The organism is Paramesorhizobium salinisoli, from assembly GCF_003335045.1.
Taxonomy (GTDB): Bacteria; Pseudomonadota; Alphaproteobacteria; order Rhizobiales; family Rhizobiaceae; genus Paramesorhizobium; species Paramesorhizobium salinisoli.
Map to the genome: position 1 here is coordinate 1 of NZ_QOZG01000003.1, position 13177 is coordinate 13177.

Consider the following 13177-nt stretch of genomic DNA (forward strand, 5'->3'; position numbering starts at 1 on the left):
GCGAGACGGTCGAGATCGTCGGCATCCGCCCGACGACGACGACGACTGTGACGGGCGTGGAAATGTTCCGCAAGCTGCTCGACCAGGGCCAGGCCGGCGACAACATCGGCGCTCTGCTTCGCGGTGTCGACCGTGAGGGCGTTGAGCGTGGCCAGATCCTGTGCAAGCCGGGTTCGGTCAAGCCGCACACCAGGTTCATGGCGGAAGCCTACATCCTGACCAAGGACGAGGGTGGCCGTCATACGCCGTTCTTCACCAACTACCGTCCGCAGTTCTACTTCCGCACGACCGACGTGACGGGTGTTGTGACGCTGCCGGAAGGCACTGAGATGGTGATGCCCGGCGACAACGTCACAATGGACGTGACGCTGATCGTGCCGATCGCGATGGAAGAGAAGCTGCGTTTCGCTATCCGCGAAGGTGGCCGCACCGTCGGCGCCGGCATCGTCTCAAGCATCGTCGAATAAGATTGTGCAGGGACGTCTGAAAATGGCGTCCCGCGTAACAAGGAACAGATGAAATGAACGGTCAAAACATCCGCATTCGCCTCAAGGCGTTTGATCATCGGATCCTTGACGCTTCGACGCGGGAGATCGTGTCGACTGCCAAGCGTACCGGTGCCAATGTGCGCGGCCCGATCCCGCTTCCTACGCGGATCGAGAAGTTCACGGTCAACCGGTCGCCGCATATTGACAAGAAGAGCCGCGAGCAGTTTGAGATGCGCACGCACAAGCGCCTGCTCGATATCGTAGACCCGACCCCGCAAACGGTTGACGCGCTGATGAAGCTCGACCTGTCTGCAGGTGTCGATGTCGAGATCAAGCTGTAAAGCTTGAGGACGGAAGGAACGAACCCGATGCGTTCAGGTGTTATTGCACAGAAGCTGGGCATGACCCGCGTCTATAACGACGCTGGAGAGCATGTGCCGGTGACAGTTCTCCGCATGGAGAGCTGCCACGTGGTGGCCCAGCGTACAGTTGAAAAGAACGGTTACACGGCGGTTCAGCTTGGCGTTGGACTTGCCAAGGTTAAGAACACGCCCAAGGCACTGCGCGGACATTTCGCGAAGGCCGAGGTCGAGCCGAAGGCGAAAGTCGCGGAATTCCGCGTGTCGCCCGACAATCTCCTCGATGTTGGTGTCGAGATCACGGCGGAACATTTCGTTCCGGGCCAGAAGGTCGACGTGACCGGTACCTCGATCGGTAAGGGTTTTGCCGGTTCGATGAAGCGCCACAACTTCGGTGGTCACCGCGCCTCGCATGGTAACTCTGTTACCCACCGTGCGCACGGTTCGACTGGCCAGCGCCAGGACCCCGGCAAGGTGTTCAAGGGCAAGAAGATGGCTGGTCACATGGGTCAGACCCGCGTGACGACACAGAACATCGAAGTCGTGTCCACCGATCTCGATCGCGGCCTCATTCTGGTCCGCGGCGCGGTCCCGGGCTCGAAGGGCGCATGGATCCTGGTGCGTGACGCCGTGAAGGTTTCTGTGCCGGATAACGCGCCGAAGCCGGCCGGTATCCGTCAGGCCGCACAGTCAGCAGCAGTGTCGTCAGCGCCTGAGATGGCCGAAGCGACTGAGGGAGCCGAATAATGGATCTCACGATTACAACTCTTGAAGGCAAGGATGCCGGCAAGGTGGAGCTCTCCGCGGAGATCTTCGGTCTTGAGCCGCGCGACGATATCCTTCAGCGCGTCGTCCGCTGGCAGCTCGCACGCCGCCAGCAGGGCACGCACAAGGCCAAGGGACGTTCCGAAATCGCCCGTACCGGCGCGAAGATGTACAAGCAGAAGGGAACGGGCCGCGCTCGTCACCATTCCGCTCGTGCTCCGCAGTTCCGCGGCGGTGGTAAGGCTCACGGCCCGGTTGTCCGCAGCCACGAGCATGAGCTGCCGAAGAAGGTTCGCGCTCTCGGTCTGCGTCACGCGCTTTCGGCCAAGCTGAAGTCGTCCGACCTGATCGTCATCGACGATCTGGCTTCCAAGGAAGCCAAGACCAAGGCTCTGACGGCGCAGTTCGCCAAGCTCGGCCTCGAGAACGCGCTGCTGATCGGCGGCGCCGAGATCGACGCGAACTTCCGCCTGGCGGCCTCGAACATTCCGAATATCGATGTTCTGCCGGTGCAGGGCATCAACGTCTATGACATCCTTCGCCGCGGCAAGCTCGTTCTTTCCAAGGCGGCGGTCGAAGCTCTCGAGGAGCGTTTCAAATGACTGATCTTCGCCATTACGACGTGATCGTCAGCCCTGTCATCACCGAGAAGTCCACCATGGTTTCCGAACACAACCAGGTGGTCTTCAATGTGGCCCGCAAGGCGACGAAACCGGAAATCAAGGCTGCGGTCGAAGCGCTGTTTGGCGTCAAGGTCACCGCGGTGAACACTGCAGTGCGCAAGGGCAAGGTGAAGCGGTTCCGCGGCATCGTCGGGCGCCAGAGCGATGTCAAGAAAGCGATCGTGACGATAGCCGAAGGCCAATCCATCGACGTTTCGACTGGTCTTTGAGAGGCCGTGGAGTAAAAGACAATGGCACTCAAGCATTATAATCCCACCACGCCGAGCCAGCGTCAGCTGGTCCTCGTGGACCGTTCCGAGCTCTACAAGGGCAAGCCGGTCAAGTCTTTGACCGAAGGCCTGCACTCGAAGGGTGGACGTAACAACACTGGTCGTATCACCGCCCGCTACCAGGGCGGCGGTCACAAGCGCACCTATCGCTTTGTCGATTTCAAGCGTCGCAAGCACGACGTTTCGGCGACGGTGGAGCGTCTTGAATACGATCCCAACCGCACGGCTTTCATCGCGCTCATCCGCTATGCGGACGGCGAGCTGAGCTACATCCTGGCGCCGCAGCGTCTCGCCGTTGGCGATCAGGTCATCGCCGGCACGTCAGCTGACGTGAAGCCTGGCAATGCGATGCCGCTTTCGGCCATGCCTGTGGGCACCATCATCCACAATGTGGAGATGAAGCCGGGCAAGGGCGGTCAGATCGCTCGCTCTGCCGGTACCTATGCGCAGCTCGTGGGCCGCGACCAGGGCATGGCGATCCTGCGCCTGAACTCGGGCGAGCAGCGTCTCGTTCACGGTTCCTGCTTCGCAACGGTCGGCGCCGTCTCGAACCCTGACCATGGCAACATCAACCTGGGCAAGGCCGGTCGTCGCGTCTGGCTCGGCAAGCGTCCAGGCGTTCGCGGTGTCGCGATGAACCCGGTCGACCATCCGCACGGCGGCGGCGAAGGCCGTACCTCCGGTGGCCGCCATCCTGTTTCTCCGTGGGGCAAGCCCACGAAGGGCAAGAAGACGCGCTCCAACAAGGCGACGGACAAGTTCATCATGCGTTCGCGTCATCAGCGCAAGAAGTAAGAGAGGAAGTCTGAAATGGCTCGTTCAGTTTGGAAAGGCCCGTTCATAGACGGCTATCTTCTCAAGAAGGCTGAGAAGGTACGCGAAGGCGGTCGCAGTGAGGTTATCAAGATTTGGAGCCGTCGCTCCACGATCCTGCCGCAGTTTGTCGGTCTGACCTTCGGCGTCTATAACGGCAACAAGCATGTGCCGGTTTCAGTGTCCGAGGAAATGGTCGGACACAAGTTCGGTGAATTCTCTCCGACCCGGACCTATTACGGTCATGGTGCGGACAAGAAGGCAAAGAGGAAATAACGATGGGCAAGGCTAAGGCTCCGCGCCAGCTTAAGGATAACGAGGCGAAAGCCGTCGCCCGCACGATCCGCGTCAGCCCGCAGAAGCTCAACCTCGTGGCGAGCTTGATCCGCGGCAAGAAGGTAAGTGCGGCATTGGCCGATCTGACGTTTTCGCGCAAGCGGATCGCCGGTACGGTGAAGAAGACGCTTGAATCGGCGATCGCCAACGCTGAAAACAACCACGACCTCGATGTCGATGCGCTGATCGTCGCGGAAGCCTATGTCGGCAAGTCGATTGTCATGAAGCGCTTCCACGTTCGTGGCCGCGGTCGCGCGAGCCGGATCGAGAAGCCATTCTCGCATCTCACCATCGTTGTCCGCGAAGCCGCGGAAAAAGGGGAGGCCGCATAATGGGCCAGAAGATTAATCCGATCGGCTTCCGCCTCGGCATCAATCGCACCTGGGATTCGCGTTGGTATGCGAACACCGGCGAGTACGGCAAGCTGCTGCATGAAGACATCAAGATCCGTCAGTATCTGATGGAAGAGCTGAAGCAGGCTGCGATCTCCAAGGTCGTGATCGAGCGTCCGCACAAGAAGTGCCGTGTGACCATTCACTCGGCTCGTCCGGGTCTGATCATCGGCAAGAAGGGCGCGGATATCGAGAAGCTCCGCAAGAAGCTTTCCGAGATGACGAATTCGGAAGCTGCGCTCAACATCGTTGAAGTGCGCAAGCCCGAAATCGACGCTGTGCTGGTCGCCCAGTCGATTGCTCAGCAGCTGGAACGCCGTATTGCATTCCGTCGCGCCATGAAACGCGCAGTGCAGTCCGCCATGCGTCTTGGCGCCGAGGGTATTCGTATCAATTGCTCCGGTCGTCTCGGTGGTGCTGAAATCGCTCGTATGGAATGGTATCGCGAAGGCCGCGTTCCGCTTCACACGCTGCGTGCCGACATCGATTACGGAACGGCTGAGGCTAAAACCGCCTATGGCATCTGCGGCGTCAAGGTCTGGGTGTTCAAGGGCGAGATCCTTGAGCATGACCCGATGGCTTCCGAGCGCCGTGCTGTTGAAGGCGACAGCCAGGGCTTCTCATCGAACCGCCGGCGCGAAAACGCCTGATCGCGGGTCGCGGGCAAGATTTTTGGAGTAGAGAACAATGTTGCAGCCTAAGCGCACAAAGTTCCGCAAGCAGTTCAAGGGCCGTATTCACGGCGCGTCGAAGGGCGGTACGGAGCTCAATTTCGGTGCTTTCGGATTGAAGGCAGTGGAGCCGGAACGCATCACTGCGCGTCAGATTGAAGCGGCCCGCCGCGCGATCACCCGTCACATGAAGCGTGCCGGCCGCGTGTGGATCCGCATTTTCCCGGATGTGCCGGTCACATCGAAGCCTACCGAAGTCCGTATGGGTAAAGGTAAGGGCGGCGTGGACTATTGGGCAGCTCGCGTTGCACCGGGTCGCGTCATGTTCGAGCTTGACGGCGTGCCTGAAGATGTGGCACGCGAAGCGCTTCGACTCGGAGCTGCGAAGCTCCCGATCAAGACGCGCTTCATACAGCGCATCGCAGAATAAGAGAGGCAGCCATGAAAGCCGCAGAAGTTCGGGCGCAGAGCCTCGACCAGATGAATGATGAGCTGGCCAAGCTCAAGAAGGAGCAGTTCAACCTGCGCTTCCAGAAGGCTACCGGCCAGCTCGAGAAAACAGCGCGTGTCAAGGAAATCCGCCGTGACATCGCCCGTATCAAGACTATCGCCCGCCAGAAGGCGGCCGAAAGCAAGGCATAAGGAAAGAATATCATGCCTAAACGCGTTCTGCAGGGCGTTGTCGTCAGCGACAAGAACGACAAGACCGTTGTGGTCAAGGTCGAGCGGCGCTATTCGCATCCGCTTCTCCAGAAGACCGTGCGCCAGTCGAAGAAGTACAAGGCGCATGACGAGAACAATCAGTGCAAGGTCGGCGACCTCGTTTCCATCGAGGAATCGAAGCCGATCTCGAAAGACAAGTGTTGGGTCGTCGTAACCGACGCTCCGGCGGGCTAACAAACCACAGCAATAGAGGGCAGGGCGAGAAGTCCGACCCGGCTGAACGAAAAGAAGGCGGCCAGTCATGATTCAGATGCAAACAAACCTCGACGTCGCGGATAATTCCGGCGCCCGTCGTGTCATGTGCATCAAGGTGCTGGGCGGTTCGAAGCGGAAATATGCTTCGGTCGGCGACATCATTGTCGTTTCGATCAAGGAAGCCATTCCGCGCGGCCGCGTGAAGAAGGGCGACGTGATGAAGGCGGTTGTCGTGCGCACCGCCAAGGACATCCGCCGTGCCGATGGCAGTGTTATCCGGTTCGACAAGAACGCTGCCGTTTTGATCGATAACAAGAAAGAGCCCATCGGCACCCGTATCTTCGGACCGGTTCCGCGCGAACTTCGTGCCAAGAACCACATGAAGATCATCTCGCTGGCTCCAGAAGTTCTGTAAGGGAGCAAGACGATGCAGAAGATACGTAAAGGCGACAAGGTCGTCGTTCTGGCCGGTAAGGATAAGGGCCGCTCGGGCGAAGTGCTCAGCGTCGCGCCCAAGGACGACAAGGCCGTTGTTCGTGGCATTAATGTAGTGAAGCGCCATCAGCGCCAGAGTCAGACGCAGGAAGCGGGCATCATTTCCAAGGAAGCCCCGATCCATCTGTCCAACCTGGCCGTTGCCGATCCCAAGGATGGAAAGCCGACCCGCGTCGGCTTCCGCATCGAAAAGGACGGCAAGAAGGTGCGTGTGGCAAAACGTTCTGGAGAGCTGATCGATGGCTGAGGTAAGAATCGAACCGCGCTTGAAGAAGCAGTACCAGGACGTAGTCCGCAAGGCGCTTCTAGAGCAGTTCAAATACGACAACGAGATGCAAATTCCGCGCGTCGATAAAGTTGTCATCAATATGGGTATCGGCGAAGCGACAGGCGACTCTAAGAAGCCTGCGATCGCCGCCGAAGACCTCGCGCAGATTGCCGGCCAGAAGCCAGTGATCACCTACGCCCGCAATTCCATCGCGACCTTCAAGGTCCGCGAGAATATGCCGCTTGGCGCCAAGGTTACGCTCCGCAAGGATCGTATGTACGAGTTCCTGGACCGTCTGATCACCATCGCGCTGCCGCGCGTACGTGACTTTCGCGGCCTGAACCCGAAGAGCTTTGATGGCCGTGGCAACTTTGCCATGGGTATCAAGGAACACATCGTGTTCCCGGAGATCAACTACGATAAGGTCGATCAGATCTGGGGCATGGATATCATCGTTTGCACGACCGCCAAGACGGATGATGAGGCGCGCGCTCTGCTGCGTGCTTTCAACTTCCCGTTCCGGCAGTAACGACAAGCGTAGCGAGGTAATTGAAATGGCCAAGACGAGCGCAGTCGAAAAGAACAAGCACCGCGTGCAGTTGGTTAAGCGTCACGCTGCGAAGCGTGCACGGTTGAAGGCGGTTGTTATGAACCAGAGCCTTCCGTTGGACGAGCGCTTCCGGGCGACCATCCAGCTGGCTGAACTGCCGCGTAATTCTGCAAGGGTCCGTATCCGCAATCGTTGCGAGATCTCGGGCCGTCCGCGCGGTTTCTACCGCAAGCTCAAAATGTCGCGTATCGCGCTCCGCCAGCTGGGTTCTCTCGGCCAGGTTCCGGGCGTGGTCAAGTCGAGCTGGTAAGGGAGAAGCCCCATGTCTATGTCAGATCCTCTCGGCGATATGCTGACCCGCATCCGTAACGCGATCGGCCGCAAGAAGAGCAGGGTTCTTACCCCTGCTTCGAAGCTTCGCGCCCGCGTTCTCGATGTGCTTCAGTCCGAAGGTTATATCCGCGGATACAGCCAGACCGAATTCGAAAACGGCAAGTCCGAGATCGAAATCGAGCTGAAATATTACGAAGGCGCTCCGGTTATCCGCGAGATCACGCGCGTTTCGAAGCCTGGCCGCCGTGTTTATGTGTCGGTCAAGTCTATTCCGCAGGTCGCAAACGGTCTTGGTATTTCGATCCTCTCCACGCCGAAGGGCGTGATGGCGGATCACGAGGCTCGCGAACAGAACGTTGGTGGTGAGCTGCTCTGCCGCATCTTCTGATGCGGCTGCGGTGAACAGGAAGAAACGGACAGGTGAACAATGTCTCGTATCGGTAAAAAACCCGTGCCGGTCCCGGCGGGCGTAACTGCCACCGTTGAGGGCAAGACCGTCAAGGCCAAGGGCGCGAAGGGCGAGCTGTCGTTCGTCGTCAATGATGAAGTGCTGGTGAAGCTGGAAGACGATGGGGTCCATGTGGACCCGCGCGACCAGTCGAAGGTGGCGCGTTCGAAGTGGGGCATGTCCCGCACGATGATCGCCAACATCTTCAACGGCGTGAAGGACGGCTTCGAGAAGAAGCTTGAGATCAACGGCGTCGGCTACCGCGCAGCGATGCAGGGCAAGAACCTGCAGCTTTCGCTGGGCTTCAGCCACGAAGTGATCTATCAGGTCCCGGCTGGAATCACTGTTGTCGTGCCGAAGCCGACGGAAATCATTGTCAGCGGCATCGACAAGCAGCAAGTTGGCCAGGTTGCGGCCGAGATCCGCGAATATCGCGAACCCGAGCCTTACAAGGGCAAGGGCGTGAAATATGCTGGCGAGAAGATCGTCCGCAAAGAAGGCAAGAAGAAGTAAGGAACTCGCGTCATGGCATCGCCGAAAGAAACCATTCAGCGTCGCGCATCGCGCGTTCGCCGTCAGCTCAAGGCGGTCTCCAGTGGCCGTCTGCGGCTTAGCGTGCATCGCTCTTCGAAGAACATCTACGCGCAGATCATTGATGATGCGCGTGGACAGACCATTGCAGCTGCCTCGACCCTCGACGGTGAGTTGAAGGGCAAGCTCAAGACCGGCGCGGACCAGGATGCCGCCGCCGCTGTCGGCAAGCTTGTCGCTGAACGCGCTGTCAAGGCTGGCGTCAAGGAAGTCGTGTTCGACCGTGGGTCGTTCATTTTCCATGGTCGCGTCAAGGCCCTGGCCGAAGCTGCCCGTGAAGCGGGCCTGAGCTTCTGATTTAGCCGCATGATCTCTCTCTATGAGATCATGCATTTTCAATTGTGCTTCCGGAAAAGAAAAAGGAACTAGGAAATGGCACAGAGAGAACGGAGCCGCGAAGGCGGCCGTGAGGAGCGCGACAGCGAATTCGTCGACAAGCTCGTTCACATCAACCGCGTCGCCAAGGTCGTCAAGGGCGGCCGGCGTTTTGGTTTTGCGGCACTCGTCGTGGTCGGTGACCAGAAGGGCCGTGTAGGCTTTGGTCATGGCAAGGCACGCGAAGTGCCGGAAGCGATCCGCAAGGCCACCGAGGCTGCCAAGCGCGACCTGATTTTCGTGCCCCTGCGTTCGGGCCGTACGCTTCATCATGACGTCGAAGGCCGTCATGGCGCCGGCAAGGTTCTGCTGCGCGCCGCCGCTGCCGGTACCGGCATCATCGCAGGTGGCCCAATGCGCGCCGTCTTCGAGACGCTCGGCATGCAGGACGTCGTTGCCAAGTCGCTCGGTTCGTCGAACCCGTACAACATGGTTCGCGCGACGTTTGATGCGCTGAAGCACCAGATGCATCCGAAGGATGTCGCTGCGCAGCGTGGCATCAAGTACGCGACCCTTCAGGCTCGCCGCCATGATGTGGTCGGCGCTGAGGAATAGCCGTACTGGCGCGGGCTACTGGCCTGTCGAAGACAAGGAATATGAGTGATGGCTGAGAAGAAGAAGGGCGCGACGGTTACGGTCGAACAGACTGGCAGCCCCATCCGTCGTCCGGCCGAGCAGCGCGCGACGCTGATCGGTCTGGGTCTTAATAAAATGCACCGTCGCAGGACGCTGGAAGATACTCCGGCAGTTCGCGGCATGATCGCCAAGGTTCAGCATCTCGTCCGCATCGTGGACGAGGTCTGATAACGCGGGAGATTGAAACGATGAAACTCAACGATCTGCGTGACAAGCCCGATGCTACCAAGGCTCGCAAGCGCGTCGCCCGCGGTATTGGTTCCGGCACCGGCAAGACCGGCGGTCGTGGCGTGAAGGGACAGAAGTCCCGCTCAGGCGTCGCGATCAATGGCTTCGAGGGCGGCCAGATGCCGATCTATCGTCGCCTGCCGAAGCGTGGCTTCACCAATATCTTCGCCAAGAGCTTCAATACCGTGTCGGTTGGCCGCGTTCAGCAGGCAATCGATGCCGGCAAGCTCGATGTGAAGCAGGCCGTGACGGCCGAAGCCCTCAAGGTTGCCGGCGTCATTCGCCGCACCAAGGACGGCGTACGCCTGCTTGCCGACGGCGAAATCACTGCTAAGGTGAATTTCGAAGTGGCAGGCGCCTCGAAGACTGCGATCGAAAAGATCGAGAAGTCGGGCGGCTCGGTAAAATTGCCGGAAGCCGCTGCCGCTGCCGAGTAAGCATAAAGTTGATAGCGGCGGCTTTCGAGCCGCCGCTTGTACCTTTGTGCCTTTGCACATATCTGGGGTAGGACCGCCATTGAATGGCGGGGGACAGACCGGAGATCTTTCATGGCATCGGCTGCAGAACAGCTTGCATCCAATCTGAATTTTTCGGCTTTTTCAAAAGCTGATGAGCTGAAAAGGCGAATCTGGTTCACGCTAGGTGCGCTGCTCGTCTACCGGTTCGGTACGTATATCCCGCTTCCCGGCATTAATCCCGATGCGCTGGCTCAGGCGTTCCAGCAGCATAGCCAGGGCGTTCTCGGCCTCTTCAACATGTTTGCCGGTGGTGCGGTCGGCCGTATGGCCATCTTCGCGCTCGGCATCATGCCCTATATCTCCGCTTCGATCATCGTGCAGCTCATGACCTCGGTCGTGCCTACGCTCGAAAATCTGAAGAAGGAAGGGGAGCAGGGCCGCAAGGTCATCAACCAATATACGCGTTATGGCACGGTCCTGCTGGCAACGGTTCAGGCCTATGCCATTGCTGCCGGCCTCGAGTCCGGCAATGGCATTGTCCTCGATCCCGGGCTTTTCTTCCGTGTTTCGACGGTGATCACCCTTGTCGGCGGCACGATGTTTCTGATGTGGCTCGGCGAGCAGATCACGGCGCGCGGTATCGGCAACGGTATTTCGCTGATCATCTTCTCCGGCATTGTCGCCAACCTGCCTCATGCCATTTCCGGCACGCTGGAACTGGGCCGGACAGGCGCGCTCTCCACTGCGCTGATCCTCGGCATCATTGTTCTTGCTATTGCCCTCATCGCCATCATCGTTTTTGTCGAGCGGGCACAGCGCAGGCTGCTGATCCAGTATCCCAAGCGCCAGGTCGGCAACCGGATGTTCCAGGGCGACACCTCGCATCTGCCGCTGAAGCTGAACACCGCCGGCGTCATTCCGCCGATCTTCGCCTCGTCGCTGCTCTTGTTGCCGGCAACTGCCGCAGGCTTTGCCAATACGCAGACGATGCCCGGCTGGGCGACGACGATCCTCGCCGCTCTCGGTCACGGACAGCCGATCTATATGGCGCTATACGCCGCACTGATGGCTTTCTTCTGCTTTTTCTATACCGCGATCGTCTTCAATCCGAAGGATACGGCTGATCAGCTCAAGAAGCATTCGGGTTTCATTCCAGGCATCCGTCCTGGCGAGAGGACCGCGGAGTATATCGATTACGTGCTGACGCGCATTACCGTCGTCGGTGCGATCTATATCGTGCTGGTTTGCCTCCTGCCTGAGTTTCTGATTTCGGCAACGGGTGTTCCTTTCTATCTCGGCGGTACCTCATTGCTCATCGTGGTTAGCGTGACGCTCGATACGGTTGCGCAGATACAGGGACATCTGATCGCCCATCAATATGAAGGGCTCATCAAGAAATCGAAGCTTCGGGGAGGAAAACGCAACAAATGAGATTGATTCTTCTTGGACCTCCTGGAGCGGGTAAGGGAACGCAATCCAAGCTTCTGGCGAACAAGCACGCGATTCCCCAGCTTTCCACAGGCGACATGCTTCGTGCAGCCGTGGCTCATCAAACCGAGGTCGGCATGCGTGCCAAGACGGTGATGGATGCGGGGCAGCTGGTTTCCGACGAAATCGTCAACCAGATCGTTTCGGAGAGAATCGACGAGGCCGATTGTACAAGAGGTTTCATTCTCGACGGCTATCCCCGCACCGTTCCCCAGGCCAAAGCCCTGGGGCAGATGCTTCAGGACAAGGGTCTCAGGCTCGATGCTGTGATTGAGCTCAAGGTCGATGAAGCTGCGCTGGTGCGGCGCATGGAGAACCGTGTGGCCGAGACAACGGCTTCCGGCGGCCAGGTCCGCTCCGACGATAACCCAGAGGCCTTTCGCAAGCGCCTGGTGGAATATCGTGAGAAGACCGCGCCATTGTCGGAGTATTATTCGGGCACGGGTGAATTGAAGGTCGTCAACGGCATGGCCGATGTCGAGACCGTGACCTCCGAGATAGAGAGAATACTGATACCGGCCTGAGTCATCGGGTCGATATTCAAAAAGAATGCCCGGGGAGTTGACTTTTCCCCGTGATTCCGCCAAAGACTGCACCAATTCGGTTAGTTCAGAATGGTCGGTAGCGGCAAAACGATAAGAGCCGATATCGGGCATTTTTGTGCTGTCCGGTCGAAGGTATTGAATGTCCGGACAGGACAGCGGCAACATTAAGGAGAACAGGCGTGGCTCGTATTGCTGGCGTCAACATCCCGACGAACAAGCGCGTAATCATTGCGCTTCAGTATATCCACGGGATCGGACAAAAATTTGCTCAGGAAATCGTCGAGAAAGTCGGCATTCCTGCAGATCGTCGTGTCAATCAGTTGACGGATGCTGAAGTTCTTCAGATCCGTGAGGCGATTGATCGCGATTATCAGGTCGAGGGTGATCTTCGTCGTGAAGTTTCGATGAACATCAAGCGCCTGATGGATCTTGGTTGCTATCGCGGCCTGCGTCATCGTCGGTCGCTTCCGGTTCGCGGTCAGCGTACGCATACCAATGCGCGCACCCGCAAGGGACCTGCCAAGGCGATTGCCGGCAAGAAGAAGTAATTGAGGGAATAGCGGAATAGTAGGGTGGTGAGTAGAAAATCTACTCACCAATCACTGCTCGCTACTCCTTCCAGGTGTAGCCGCTGGTGTTACGGCGGCGTTGAGATCAATCGGAAGGACTATCATGGCCAAGGAAGCCACACGCGTTCGCCGTCGCGAGCGTAAGAATATTTCGTCGGGTGTTGCCCACGTCAATTCGACATTCAACAACACCATGATCACCATCACGGACGCGCAGGGCAATGCGATTGCCTGGTCCTCCGCCGGTGCTCAGGGTTTCAAGGGTTCGCGCAAGTCGACCCCGTTTGCAGCCCAGATGGCGGCTGAAGATTGCGCCAAGAAGGCGCAGGAACATGGCATGCGCTCGCTTGAGGTTGAGGTTTGTGGTCCCGGTTCCGGCCGTGAATCCGCGCTTCGCGCCCTTCAGGCGGCCGGATTCACGATCACCTCGATCCGTGACGTGACGCCGATCCCGCACAATGGTTGCCGCCCGCGCAAGAAGCGCCGCGTCTAACCTGCG

26 protein-coding genes are annotated in these 13177 nt (G+C 58.8%); all 26 read left to right on the forward strand.

Annotated features, from left to right (window positions below; genetic code table 11):
• A partial coding sequence (locus DUT91_RS06975) for an EF-Tu C-terminal domain-related protein (RefSeq protein WP_114439698.1) occupies nt 1–467 on the forward strand: 467 nt, incomplete at its 5' end.
• 53 nt (nt 468–520) lie between these two features.
• On the forward strand, nt 521–829 hold the full coding sequence (gene rpsJ / locus DUT91_RS06980) for a 30S ribosomal protein S10 (protein WP_002964363.1): 309 nt from the start codon (nt 521–523) through the stop codon (nt 827–829).
• A 27-nt stretch (nt 830–856) separates the two neighbouring features.
• Nucleotides 857–1594 (forward strand): 50S ribosomal protein L3, encoded by a 738-nt coding sequence (rplC, locus tag DUT91_RS06985; RefSeq protein ID WP_114439699.1) that lies wholly within the window; start codon nt 857–859, stop codon nt 1592–1594.
• Nucleotides 1594–2214 carry a 50S ribosomal protein L4 gene (gene rplD, locus DUT91_RS06990; RefSeq protein ID WP_114439700.1) on the forward strand — a complete coding sequence of 207 codons (621 nt, stop codon included), beginning with the start codon at nt 1594–1596 and terminating at the stop codon, nt 2212–2214. The genes rplC and rplD overlap by 1 nt, the downstream gene beginning before the upstream one ends.
• Nucleotides 2211–2504: a 50S ribosomal protein L23 gene (locus DUT91_RS06995; protein WP_114439701.1), complete on the forward strand. Its 294-nt coding sequence runs from the start codon at nt 2211–2213 to the stop codon at nt 2502–2504. Before rplD ends, DUT91_RS06995 begins: the two co-directional genes overlap by 4 nt.
• A gap of 21 nt (nt 2505–2525) precedes the next feature.
• A complete protein-coding gene (gene rplB / locus DUT91_RS07000) occupies nt 2526–3359 on the forward strand; it encodes a 50S ribosomal protein L2 (RefSeq protein WP_114439702.1) in 834 nt (277 codons plus the stop codon).
• A gap of 15 nt (nt 3360–3374) precedes the next feature.
• On the forward strand, nt 3375–3653 hold the full coding sequence (gene rpsS, locus DUT91_RS07005; RefSeq protein ID WP_114439703.1) for a 30S ribosomal protein S19: 279 nt from the start codon (nt 3375–3377) through the stop codon (nt 3651–3653).
• A 2-nt stretch (nt 3654–3655) separates the two neighbouring features.
• Nucleotides 3656–4045, forward strand: coding sequence for a 50S ribosomal protein L22 (rplV, locus tag DUT91_RS07010; protein ID WP_114439704.1), 390 nt, complete (start codon nt 3656–3658; stop codon nt 4043–4045).
• Nucleotides 4045–4755 (forward strand): 30S ribosomal protein S3, encoded by a 711-nt coding sequence (gene rpsC / locus DUT91_RS07015; RefSeq protein ID WP_114439705.1) that lies wholly within the window; start codon nt 4045–4047, stop codon nt 4753–4755. The genes rplV and rpsC overlap by 1 nt, the downstream gene beginning before the upstream one ends.
• Nucleotides 4756–4792: 37 nt before the next feature.
• A complete protein-coding gene (gene rplP, locus DUT91_RS07020; protein ID WP_114439706.1) occupies nt 4793–5206 on the forward strand; it encodes a 50S ribosomal protein L16 in 414 nt (137 codons plus the stop codon).
• Nucleotides 5207–5217: 11 nt separating this feature from the next.
• Nucleotides 5218–5418: a 50S ribosomal protein L29 gene (rpmC, locus tag DUT91_RS07025; RefSeq protein WP_114439707.1), complete on the forward strand. Its 201-nt coding sequence runs from the start codon at nt 5218–5220 to the stop codon at nt 5416–5418.
• A 12-nt stretch (nt 5419–5430) separates the two neighbouring features.
• Nucleotides 5431–5673 (forward strand): 30S ribosomal protein S17, encoded by a 243-nt coding sequence (gene rpsQ, locus DUT91_RS07030; protein ID WP_114439708.1) that lies wholly within the window; start codon nt 5431–5433, stop codon nt 5671–5673.
• Between the two features lie 67 nt (nt 5674–5740).
• Complete coding sequence (gene rplN, locus DUT91_RS07035; RefSeq protein WP_068881785.1) at nt 5741–6109, forward strand: 50S ribosomal protein L14; 369 nt, start codon at nt 5741–5743, stop codon at nt 6107–6109.
• A gap of 12 nt (nt 6110–6121) precedes the next feature.
• Nucleotides 6122–6436 carry a 50S ribosomal protein L24 gene (gene rplX / locus DUT91_RS07040; protein WP_114439709.1) on the forward strand — a complete coding sequence of 105 codons (315 nt, stop codon included), beginning with the start codon at nt 6122–6124 and terminating at the stop codon, nt 6434–6436.
• Entirely contained in the window at nt 6429–6986 is a 558-nt protein-coding gene (rplE, locus tag DUT91_RS07045) for a 50S ribosomal protein L5 (RefSeq protein WP_114439710.1), read from the forward strand. Before rplX ends, rplE begins: the two co-directional genes overlap by 8 nt.
• 25 nt (nt 6987–7011) lie before the next feature.
• Nucleotides 7012–7317 carry a 30S ribosomal protein S14 gene (gene rpsN, locus DUT91_RS07050; protein WP_114439711.1) on the forward strand — a complete coding sequence of 102 codons (306 nt, stop codon included), beginning with the start codon at nt 7012–7014 and terminating at the stop codon, nt 7315–7317.
• A gap of 12 nt (nt 7318–7329) precedes the next feature.
• On the forward strand, nt 7330–7728 hold the full coding sequence (gene rpsH / locus DUT91_RS07055; RefSeq protein WP_114439712.1) for a 30S ribosomal protein S8: 399 nt from the start codon (nt 7330–7332) through the stop codon (nt 7726–7728).
• 39 nt (nt 7729–7767) lie between these two features.
• On the forward strand, nt 7768–8301 hold the full coding sequence (gene rplF, locus DUT91_RS07060; RefSeq protein ID WP_114439713.1) for a 50S ribosomal protein L6: 534 nt from the start codon (nt 7768–7770) through the stop codon (nt 8299–8301).
• 12 nt (nt 8302–8313) lie between these two features.
• Entirely contained in the window at nt 8314–8676 is a 363-nt protein-coding gene (gene rplR, locus DUT91_RS07065; protein WP_114439714.1) for a 50S ribosomal protein L18, read from the forward strand.
• Nucleotides 8677–8751: 75 nt separating this feature from the next.
• Nucleotides 8752–9309 (forward strand): 30S ribosomal protein S5, encoded by a 558-nt coding sequence (gene rpsE, locus DUT91_RS07070; RefSeq protein ID WP_114439715.1) that lies wholly within the window; start codon nt 8752–8754, stop codon nt 9307–9309.
• Between the two features lie 48 nt (nt 9310–9357).
• Nucleotides 9358–9558, forward strand: a complete 201-nt coding sequence (gene rpmD / locus DUT91_RS07075) for a 50S ribosomal protein L30 (RefSeq protein WP_114439716.1) — start codon at nt 9358–9360, stop codon at nt 9556–9558.
• 20 nt (nt 9559–9578) lie between these two features.
• Nucleotides 9579–10055, forward strand: coding sequence for a 50S ribosomal protein L15 (gene rplO, locus DUT91_RS07080; RefSeq protein ID WP_114439717.1), 477 nt, complete (start codon nt 9579–9581; stop codon nt 10053–10055).
• Between the two features lie 111 nt (nt 10056–10166).
• On the forward strand, nt 10167–11507 hold the full coding sequence (secY, locus tag DUT91_RS07085; protein WP_114439718.1) for a preprotein translocase subunit SecY: 1341 nt from the start codon (nt 10167–10169) through the stop codon (nt 11505–11507).
• Nucleotides 11504–12088 carry an adenylate kinase gene (locus DUT91_RS07090; protein WP_114439719.1) on the forward strand — a complete coding sequence of 195 codons (585 nt, stop codon included), beginning with the start codon at nt 11504–11506 and terminating at the stop codon, nt 12086–12088. Before secY ends, DUT91_RS07090 begins: the two co-directional genes overlap by 4 nt.
• Nucleotides 12089–12288: 200 nt before the next feature.
• Nucleotides 12289–12657, forward strand: a complete 369-nt coding sequence (rpsM, locus tag DUT91_RS07095) for a 30S ribosomal protein S13 (protein WP_114439720.1) — start codon at nt 12289–12291, stop codon at nt 12655–12657.
• A 124-nt stretch (nt 12658–12781) separates the two neighbouring features.
• Nucleotides 12782–13171 carry a 30S ribosomal protein S11 gene (gene rpsK / locus DUT91_RS07100; RefSeq protein ID WP_110753473.1) on the forward strand — a complete coding sequence of 130 codons (390 nt, stop codon included), beginning with the start codon at nt 12782–12784 and terminating at the stop codon, nt 13169–13171.
• Nucleotides 13172–13177: the final 6 nt, after the last annotated feature.

Bases quoted from the DNA above. Each gene is read 5' to 3' on its own strand.
- rpsJ (WP_002964363.1), top strand. From the start codon at position 521: ATGAACGGTCAAAACATCCGCATTCGCCTCAAGGCGTTTGATCATCGG.
- rplC (WP_114439699.1), top strand. From the start codon at position 857: ATGCGTTCAGGTGTTATTGCACAGAAGCTGGGCATGACCCGCGTCTAT.
- rplD (WP_114439700.1), top strand. From the start codon at position 1,594: ATGGATCTCACGATTACAACTCTTGAAGGCAAGGATGCCGGCAAGGTG.
- DUT91_RS06995 (WP_114439701.1), top strand. From the start codon at position 2,211: ATGACTGATCTTCGCCATTACGACGTGATCGTCAGCCCTGTCATCACC.
- rplB (WP_114439702.1), top strand. From the start codon at position 2,526: ATGGCACTCAAGCATTATAATCCCACCACGCCGAGCCAGCGTCAGCTG.
- rpsS (WP_114439703.1), top strand. From the start codon at position 3,375: ATGGCTCGTTCAGTTTGGAAAGGCCCGTTCATAGACGGCTATCTTCTC.
- rplV (WP_114439704.1), top strand. From the start codon at position 3,656: ATGGGCAAGGCTAAGGCTCCGCGCCAGCTTAAGGATAACGAGGCGAAA.
- rpsC (WP_114439705.1), top strand. From the start codon at position 4,045: ATGGGCCAGAAGATTAATCCGATCGGCTTCCGCCTCGGCATCAATCGC.
- rplP (WP_114439706.1), top strand. From the start codon at position 4,793: ATGTTGCAGCCTAAGCGCACAAAGTTCCGCAAGCAGTTCAAGGGCCGT.
- rpmC (WP_114439707.1), top strand. From the start codon at position 5,218: ATGAAAGCCGCAGAAGTTCGGGCGCAGAGCCTCGACCAGATGAATGAT.
- rpsQ (WP_114439708.1), top strand. From the start codon at position 5,431: ATGCCTAAACGCGTTCTGCAGGGCGTTGTCGTCAGCGACAAGAACGAC.
- rplN (WP_068881785.1), top strand. From the start codon at position 5,741: ATGATTCAGATGCAAACAAACCTCGACGTCGCGGATAATTCCGGCGCC.
- rplX (WP_114439709.1), top strand. From the start codon at position 6,122: ATGCAGAAGATACGTAAAGGCGACAAGGTCGTCGTTCTGGCCGGTAAG.
- rplE (WP_114439710.1), top strand. From the start codon at position 6,429: ATGGCTGAGGTAAGAATCGAACCGCGCTTGAAGAAGCAGTACCAGGAC.
- rpsN (WP_114439711.1), top strand. From the start codon at position 7,012: ATGGCCAAGACGAGCGCAGTCGAAAAGAACAAGCACCGCGTGCAGTTG.
- rpsH (WP_114439712.1), top strand. From the start codon at position 7,330: ATGTCTATGTCAGATCCTCTCGGCGATATGCTGACCCGCATCCGTAAC.
- rplF (WP_114439713.1), top strand. From the start codon at position 7,768: ATGTCTCGTATCGGTAAAAAACCCGTGCCGGTCCCGGCGGGCGTAACT.
- rplR (WP_114439714.1), top strand. From the start codon at position 8,314: ATGGCATCGCCGAAAGAAACCATTCAGCGTCGCGCATCGCGCGTTCGC.
- rpsE (WP_114439715.1), top strand. From the start codon at position 8,752: ATGGCACAGAGAGAACGGAGCCGCGAAGGCGGCCGTGAGGAGCGCGAC.
- rpmD (WP_114439716.1), top strand. From the start codon at position 9,358: ATGGCTGAGAAGAAGAAGGGCGCGACGGTTACGGTCGAACAGACTGGC.
- rplO (WP_114439717.1), top strand. From the start codon at position 9,579: ATGAAACTCAACGATCTGCGTGACAAGCCCGATGCTACCAAGGCTCGC.
- secY (WP_114439718.1), top strand. From the start codon at position 10,167: ATGGCATCGGCTGCAGAACAGCTTGCATCCAATCTGAATTTTTCGGCT.
- DUT91_RS07090 (WP_114439719.1), top strand. From the start codon at position 11,504: ATGAGATTGATTCTTCTTGGACCTCCTGGAGCGGGTAAGGGAACGCAA.
- rpsK (WP_110753473.1), top strand. From the start codon at position 12,782: ATGGCCAAGGAAGCCACACGCGTTCGCCGTCGCGAGCGTAAGAATATT.